This is a genomic window from Photorhabdus sp. HUG-39, from assembly GCF_963878365.1.
Taxonomy (GTDB): domain Bacteria; phylum Pseudomonadota; class Gammaproteobacteria; order Enterobacterales; family Enterobacteriaceae; genus Photorhabdus; species Photorhabdus kayaii.
In genome coordinates, this window is the sequence record NZ_CAWNWY010000039.1 from 36,209 (window position 1) to 44,514 (window position 8,306).

General features: G+C 42.2%; 6 protein-coding genes, 1 rRNA gene and 1 other annotated feature. Of the genes, 4 read left to right on the top strand and 3 right to left on the bottom strand.

Annotated elements, in window-relative coordinates; genetic code table 11:
• Positions 1-149: 149 nt before the first annotated feature.
• From pheA to bamD, 3 genes are all read right to left on the bottom strand, one after another.
• The gene (pheA, locus tag AAC155_RS20275) at positions 150-1,307 is read right to left on the bottom strand and encodes a bifunctional chorismate mutase/prephenate dehydratase (protein WP_113043901.1); all 1,158 of its coding nucleotides are present in this window, start codon (positions 1,305-1,307) and stop codon (positions 150-152) included.
• Positions 1,308-1,487: 180 nt separating this feature from the next.
• Positions 1,488-1,607: a sequence feature (Phe leader region), on the bottom strand.
• Positions 1,608-1,803: 196 nt separating this feature from the next.
• Complete coding sequence (gene raiA, locus AAC155_RS20280; RefSeq protein ID WP_113043909.1) at positions 1,804-2,172, bottom strand: ribosome-associated translation inhibitor RaiA; 369 nt, start codon at positions 2,170-2,172, stop codon at positions 1,804-1,806.
• Between the two features lie 285 nt (positions 2,173-2,457).
• Positions 2,458-3,189: an outer membrane protein assembly factor BamD gene (gene bamD, locus AAC155_RS20285; protein ID WP_113043910.1), complete on the bottom strand. Its 732-nt coding sequence runs from the start codon at positions 3,187-3,189 to the stop codon at positions 2,458-2,460.
• Between the two features lie 138 nt (positions 3,190-3,327).
• On the opposite strand from bamD, the gene rluD reads away from it, so the two are divergent.
• From rluD to AAC155_RS20305, 4 genes are all read left to right on the top strand, one after another.
• Positions 3,328-4,305, top strand: coding sequence for a 23S rRNA pseudouridine(1911/1915/1917) synthase RluD (gene rluD, locus AAC155_RS20290; protein ID WP_113043902.1), 978 nt, complete (start codon positions 3,328-3,330; stop codon positions 4,303-4,305).
• Positions 4,306-5,037, top strand: coding sequence for a purine nucleoside phosphorylase YfiH (gene yfiH / locus AAC155_RS20295; protein WP_113043903.1), 732 nt, complete (start codon positions 4,306-4,308; stop codon positions 5,035-5,037).
• Positions 5,038-5,170: 133 nt separating this feature from the next.
• Complete coding sequence (clpB, locus tag AAC155_RS20300) at positions 5,171-7,744, top strand: ATP-dependent chaperone ClpB (RefSeq protein ID WP_113043904.1); 2,574 nt, start codon at positions 5,171-5,173, stop codon at positions 7,742-7,744.
• Between the two features lie 454 nt (positions 7,745-8,198).
• Positions 8,199-8,306: ribosomal RNA gene (locus tag AAC155_RS20305) — 16S ribosomal RNA — on the top strand; the annotation flags it as partial.

The window sequence follows — 8,306 nt, forward strand, 5'->3', positions numbered from 1 at the left end:
TTATTTAACCTGAACAAGTCAGGATTTACGGAATAAATAAAGAGCCTTAAACCAAAAGGTTAAAGGCAGTAAAAATTTTCTCATGGGTAATACAAAATATTAAAAGCCAATAATCTGAACCGGATATTTTAATACCCGGTTCTTTTTAATCAGGAAGGGTTAACCGGTACCACGCTTTCTGTTGGGTAACATCCCAATACCTTTAATGAATGAGTGATTTTCGCCAATGCTTTCAGGACGTGTTGCATATTGATTGAACGAATATTAGCTTGGACATCAATATAAAACATCTCTTCCCACGGATTTCCGTTGATCGGCCGGGATTCCAGTTTACTCATAATAATATTATGTTTTTTCAGCGCCATTAGCGCATCTACCAGTGCGCCTGCCTGCTGTCCGGTTGCCATAATAAATGTCGTTTTAGCCGGTACTTGTTCTGCAACTTCAATAGGTTGACGGGCAACAATAATGAAACGAGTAATATTATGTGATTGATTTGCGAGATTCTGTTCCAGAACCTGTAACTGATAAAGTGCACCGCCCGCTTCACTCCCTAAGGCTGCAATTTCTGGTGAATTCTGTTCGGCGACTTCTTGCATTGCTGCGGCAGTGCTTTCGCAATATTTAATTTTCCAATGTGGGAATTGATTAATATATTGGCTACATTGTTGGAATGGTTGAGGGTGACTGTAAACCGTTTTGATCTCTGATAGCGTTGTGTCTTTTGCAACGAGTAGGCAATGGTCAATAGGAATGGTTATTTCTCCCACAATTGACAAATTGGTATGTTGCAACAAGTCATAAACATCATTGATGGAACCAGAGCTGGTATTTTCAATGGGTAACATTCCGTAATCCGCTTGGCCTGTTTCAACCAGGGAGAAGATATCTTGGAACTTATGGCAGCTACATTCAATTAATTGATTGAAATGGCGTGCGGCATATTGGCGGGCTGCGATATGAGAGTAGGAACCTCTAGGACCGAGGAATGCAATACGCGCTGAATCTTGGGGTGTTTGATTTAGGTGTTGCTGCAATAATGCCTGTTGAGTGAGTACGGAATCTTCAATGATCATCTGAAAGAGACGAGAAATATAAAAGCCATCAAGCCCGTGGTTTTTTCCTTTTTTAATCAGAACATCCAGTAGTTCTCGTTCGCGATCCTTGTCTCTAATAGGGCGATTATCCTGTAACTTAGTTTGGGCAATATCAAAAGCTAATTGGCGACGTTCTGCTAATAGAATCAGTAACTTTAAATCAAGTTCGCTAACTTTTTCTCGTATTTTCAGCAAATTATTTTGATCCATAAATGGGTTCCTAATGGGTTATTCACATTCTGATAATATACCCGTTATCTTTCAAGCTGCCTCTTTGTTGGCTGCACTCGCTCACCCCAGTCACATAGTTTTCTATGCTCCCGGGGATTCACTCCCTTGCCGTCGCGATGCATCTTGAAATCCATAGGGTATAATAGGTTTGCAATAGATAGAAAAAAGCCTCCCGATGGGGAGGCTTGCTGTTCGTCTTCTCGTTATTTTTTCAACGACGAAAGCCTCTCTCAAGGGAAGGTAAAAAAGAAAGAAAAGAAAAACAGGCTTATATTCATCATATTCTCATATTCATAGTTTGGGTGACTGCTCTTTGCCCAATCGGGCGAAGCTTCCCATTTGCTTGCCATTTCATCGGCAGCCGTCCGCATTGGACAAGGGTTACGGTGGTTTTTGTTAATTAACCTTATGTCGTTGTTTCTGTCAACAAAAAACGCGTCCAAATTGGACGCGTCACAGGCAAGTCATTGTTATTTTATTGTGATATTTCTGGTTCTGTTTCTAATTCTAATTCTGTTTCTAGGTTAAGGTTTGATTCTTTAACACTGTTGTCAGTACGGCGTGCTTCTCCCTTATGCTGTACTTTATTCAATTGGCGCTCTAGTTTTGTTAATAATTCATTGATAGCAATATACATATCTTCATGTTTTGCACCGGCAACTAGCATACCATTTGGTATACTTATGGTTGCATCAGCCCTAAAAATTTGAGGCCCTTTTGATAGAATAATATGAGGATTTATCAGATTTACTTGCCATTTATTGAGTTTACTTAGACGTTTTTCTACGTGGTTGCGAATTGCCGGGGTAATCTCCATTTGTTTGCTGGTAATATTTACTATCATATAGTTACCTCTCATTATTGATTATCCACCTTCAATAATTTCAGCATACATTTCTTTTTCATGAAAAAGGTGATCTAAATCACCATTTAACCAGATATGAGGCAACTAGTTGAAGTAATTGTGATTAGTGGTAAAAATATGAAGAATATCTATTGCAGGATTGAAGCTAATGGGACACTATTGACAAGTTGAGTCTTTCTCAACTCTGCTGATAAGTAGTCTTTTTTAGATCTCATATGTAAAAATAAAACAGCGGTACCCACCGCTGTTTTATCATCTGCTTTTTTATACCGGATTAGCAGCAATGAGTTTTGCTACTTTATCTGCCTGGGCTGTTAAACCCAAACGTGTATAAGCTTTTTTCATGTAAGGCAGCGCTTCGAGAGTTGACTGTGTATCAGGGTAATCACGTAACATTTGTTCAATTCGATTTACCACCGCGACATAAGCTCCACGTTTGTTATAATATTCCACAACAGAAAGTTCATATTTTGCCAGGCGCTCTCTGATAAACATTAAACGCTTAATAGCATCGGCAGTATACAGGCTGTTAGGATGATAGCGTACTAATTGACTAAAATCCTTGAATGCTACCCTGGCGTGTTCAGGATCACGATCTGAGCGGTCAATGCCGAAGAAACTTTGCAATAGACTGTTATCCAATGCTTGTGAAGTTAATCCACGCATATACAGAACGTAATCAATGTTGGGGTGAGTTGGGTTCAGGCGTATAAAACGGTCAATAGAAGCGAGAGCCATTGGCAAATCAGAGGATTTATAATAAGCATAAATCAGATCGAGTTGTACTTGCTGCGAATAGGGGCCAAATGGATAGCGATTATCGAGGGTTTCCAATTGCTTGATCGCATCGGAATAGCTACCTTTTTGCAGCTTTTCCTGACCCTTAGAGTAAATTTCCGCAGGTGGGCTGTCGGGGACAGCATTTTTATTACCAGAGCACCCGGAAAGTACCAGGCTCAATGTGGCTGCCGCCACCAGATATTTCATGCGTATCATCACGTGTTGATTATCCTCTGAGTGTTTTTCTGGGAGACTATCCATGAAGCTCCCGGCAAAAGATCGAGTTACAATAGCACACTATATTAAATTAAACGGCTCTGCCGTCAAAACTCAACGTAAGTGTAGAAACAATATATGGCACAACAAATACGACTTAATACAACAGTCGCCGAATCTCAGCTCGGTCAACGTTTAGATCAGGCTTTGGCTGAATTGTTCCCTGATTATTCAAGATCACGTATAAAAGATTGGATCTTGGATGACAGAGTTCAGGTTAATGGCAAATTAATCAATAAGCCAAAAGAAAAAGTACTGGGAGGTGAAGAAATTGCAATTGATGCCATCATTGAAGAAGATGCGCGTTGGGAACCTCAGGATATTGCGTTAAATATTGTCTATGAAGATGATGACATTCTAGTCATAAACAAATCGCGTGATTTGGTCGTCCATCCAGGAGCAGGAAACCCAGATGGTACGGTATTGAATGCACTGTTATATCATTATCCTGAAATTGCCGATGTTCCTCGGGCAGGCATTGTTCACCGTCTTGATAAAGATACGACAGGGCTGATGGTCATTGCTAAAACGGTTCCCGCTCAAACACGTTTAGTCGAATCACTCCAACTACGCGAAATTACCCGTGAATATGAAGCGGTAGCGACAGGTTGTATGACGGCGGGTGGAATTGTTGAAGAGCCAATTTCTCGTCATCCAACAAAACGAACACATATGGCAGTGCATCCAATGGGCAAACCGGCTATTACCCATTATCGAGTAATGGAACATTTTAGGGCACATACTCGTCTACGCCTGAGACTGGAAACCGGCAGAACACACCAGATACGTGTTCACATGGCCCATATTAGTCACCCATTGGTGGGCGATCCTTTGTATGGTGGTCGTCCTCGTCCTTTGAAAGGGGCTTCTGATGAGTTCCGCGAGGTAATGCGTAACTTTGATCGTCAGGCATTGCACGCCACGATGCTGCGTCTTTATCATCCGATAACCGGCATTGAAATGGAATGGCACGCTGAATTACCTGAAGATATGGTGATGCTGATTAAGGCATTAAAAGCAGATGCAGAAGCGTTTAAAGACGAAATGGATTGGTAAATGACGGCGCTTATTTTTCCAAACTGGCAACAACCCACGACAGTAAAAGCCTGTAGTTCTACCCGTTTAGGGGGAATAAGCTTATCACCTTACGATAGCCTGAATCTGGGTAAGCATGTTGGTGATAAACCTGATGTTGTTGAACAAAACAGGCATATTTTAGCGAAAATGGCAGAACTGCCTCAGCAACCAGTCTGGTTAGAACAGGTTCATGGTACGCGTGTTGTGAGACTCAATGGTCAGCCACTGGAAGATAATAGAGCTGATGTTGTTTATACCAATATTCCTGGGCAGGTTTGTGCTGTGATGACAGCAGATTGCCTGCCTGTACTATTTTGCAGTTCTGCGGGTGATGAGGTTGCGGTTGCCCATGCGGGGTGGCGAGGTTTGTGCGCCGGCGTACTGGAAAACACGATCGCTCAATTTAAAGCTAAACCTAATCAGATCCAAGCTTGGTTAGGGCCGGCAATTGGTGCAAAAAAATTTGAAGTTGGTAATGAGGTTTTGGAAGCATTCACAATTCAGCATTCTGATTTGAGTCGAGCTTTTATACCTTTTGGCGAAAAGTATTTAGCGGATATCTATTTGTTGGCAAAGTTAAAATTGCAATCTGTTGGTGTGAAAGCGATTTTTGGCGGGGATGAATGTACTGTCAGTAATAAAGAGAAATTTTTCTCTTATCGTCGTGATGGGATCACCGGACGTATGGCAACTTTAATCTGGCTGATATAACCTATCCCGTAGGGCGATCCATTGGCGCATAAGAGAATATCTCACAATTTGCTTTTCAGAATAACCTTGAATATTTGAGGAATGGCCTCATTTAATCTCCAGTAGCAACATTCTGAATAGTATTGGAGGTGTTATGCGTCTGGATCGTCTTACTAATAAATTCCAGCTTGCTCTCGCTGACGCCCAGTCCTTTGCACTTGGGCATGATAATCAGTTCATCGAACCAATTCACTTAATGAGTTCACTGTTAAAACAAGAGGGTGGCTCTATTCGCCCATTATTAATGTCAATTGGAATCGATGCAGGCCGTTTCAGCAATCAGCTTGAGCTGGCTTTAGAACGTTTGCCGCGAGTACAGGGTATTGGTGGTGATGTACAACCATCCAATGACTTAGTTCGTCATTTAAATCTGTGTGACAAACTAGCACAAAAAGCCGGGGATAATTTTATCTCCTCTGAATTATTTGTTCTGGCAGCATTGGAAGAACGTGGCACATTAAGTGACATATTGAAAGCTGTTGGCGCAACAAAAGAAAAAATCACTAAGGCAATAGAACAAATGCGTGGTGGTGAAAAAGTTGATGATCAGGGAGCGGAAGATCAACGCCAGGCCCTGAAAAAATACACTATTGATCTGACTGAACATGCTGAACAAGGCAAACTTGATCCGGTAATTGGCCGTGATGAAGAAATTCGCCGCACCATTCAGGTATTACAACGCCGTACTAAAAATAACCCGGTCTTAATTGGTGAACCTGGGGTTGGTAAAACAGCCATTGTGGAAGGGCTTGCTCAACGGATCATTAATGGTGAAGTTCCTGAGGGGCTTAAAAATAAGCGAGTTCTTTCCTTGGATATGGGAGCGCTGTTAGCAGGGGCTAAATATCGTGGTGAATTTGAAGAGCGTTTGAAAGGTGTGTTGAACGACCTTGCTAAACAGGAAGGCAATGTCATTCTGTTTATTGACGAATTGCATACTATGGTTGGTGCAGGTAAGGCTGATGGGGCAATGGATGCTGGTAACATGTTAAAACCAGCCTTGGCCCGTGGTGAACTTCACTGTGTTGGTGCAACAACACTGGATGAATATCGTCAATATATTGAGAAAGATGCAGCGCTGGAACGCCGTTTCCAAAAAGTCTATGTTGCAGAACCTTCCGTAGAAGACACTATCGCTATTTTGCGCGGTCTGAAAGAACGTTATGAGTTACATCATCATGTACAAATTACCGACCCTGCAATTGTCGCGGCAGCAACATTATCTCATCGTTATATCTCAGACCGCATGTTGCCAGATAAAGCTATCGACTTGATCGATGAATCGGGTGCCAGTTTACGTATGCAAATGGATTCAAAACCGGAAGCGCTGGACCGTCTGGAACGTCGGGTTATCCAATTGAAGTTGGAACAGCAGGCGCTGAAAAAAGAGTCTGATGATGCCAGTAAAAAACGGCTTGAAATGCTTAATGAAGAGCTGCTCGTAAAAGAACGCGAATATTCTGAACTAGAAGAAGAATGGAAAGCTGAAAAAGCAGTACTTACGGGTACTCAGCACATAAAAGCGGAATTGGAAAATGCCCGTATCAGTTTAGAACAGGCACGCCGCAGTGGTGATTTAGCGAAGATGTCTGAAATTCAGTATGGAAAAATACCTGGATTGGAAAAACAACTTGCCGCAGCCACACAAGCTGAAGGTAAGCATATGAAACTGCTTCGTAACAAAGTTACCGATGCAGAAATTGCAGAAATTCTTGCTCGTTGGACGGGTATTCCTGTTGCCAGAATGCTTGAGAGTGAAAAAGATAAACTGTTGCGCATGGAGCAAGAGCTGCATAAACGTGTTATTGGTCAGGATGAGGCAGTCGATGCAATATCTAATGCGATTCGCCGTAGTCGTGCTGGATTAGCTGATCCAAACCGTCCGATTGGCTCATTCTTGTTCCTTGGTCCAACTGGTGTTGGTAAAACTGAGTTGTGCAAGGCGTTAGCAAATTTCCTGTTTGACAGCGATGATGCAATGGTGCGTATCGATATGTCTGAATTTATGGAAAAACATACCGTATCACGGTTAGTAGGAGCACCGCCGGGATATGTTGGTTATGAAGAAGGTGGTTATCTAACAGAAGCTGTTCGTCGTCGACCTTATTCCGTTATTTTGCTTGATGAAGTGGAAAAAGCGCACCCAGATGTATTCAATATCTTATTGCAGGTGCTGGATGATGGTCGATTGACTGATGGGCAAGGTCGTACTGTCGATTTCCGTAACACGGTTGTAATCATGACTTCTAATCTCGGGTCGGACATGATCCAAGAGCGTTTTGGTAGTCTAAATTATGATGAAATGAAAGATATAGTGATGGGAATTGTTAGCCATAATTTCAGACCTGAATTTATTAACCGTATTGATGAAGCTGTTGTGTTCCACCCATTAGGGCGTCGACATTTATCAGCGATTGCAGATATCCAATTGCAACGTTTGTACAAACGTCTAGAAGAACGTGGTTATCAGGTGACGATTACTCAGCAAGCGTTGGAAATGTTGGCAGAAGCCGGGTTCGATCCTGTTTACGGTGCACGGCCATTGAAGCGAGCTATCCAGCAGGAAATCGAAAATCCATTAGCTCAAAAGATACTTTCCGGCCAACTATTGCCAGGAAAACTAGTTACTCTGGATGTGGAAAATAGCCATATCGTCGCAAAGCAATAACTGTATATTTTAATGAGAGAGTAAAGTTAACGAGAAATGAGGGGCAGGAAACTGCCTCTTTTTTTATCATTTTGCGCATTAAATCGCAATTTAGCACTGTTTTTGCTTAATTGGTGTTCGGATGAATTATTTTTGCAAATAAACGCTTGCCAGCGCCAAAGAACGCCCTATAATGCGCCACCACTGACCGACACAACGCTGATAAACATTGTGAGGTCGGGCAGAGAAAAAGCTAATAAGCGCTTGACTCTGCGGGCGAAAAGCGTAGTATACGCAGCCCGGCTGAACGAGAATATCACGTTTTATTTCAGCCTGCTCTTTAACAATTAATCAGACAATCTGTGTGGGCACTCACAAGACCGTATCACAAAAAAATACGTTTTAAAGTCTTGAAGAGTGAACAACAGTTAATTCATTACGAACTAACGGTAGGATTCTTTGAGCATCAAGCTTTGAATTGAAGAGTTTGATCATGGCTCAGATTGAACGCTGGCGGCAGGCCTAACACATGCAAGTCGAGCGGTAACAGGAAAGTGCTTGCGCTTTTGCTGACGAGCGGCGG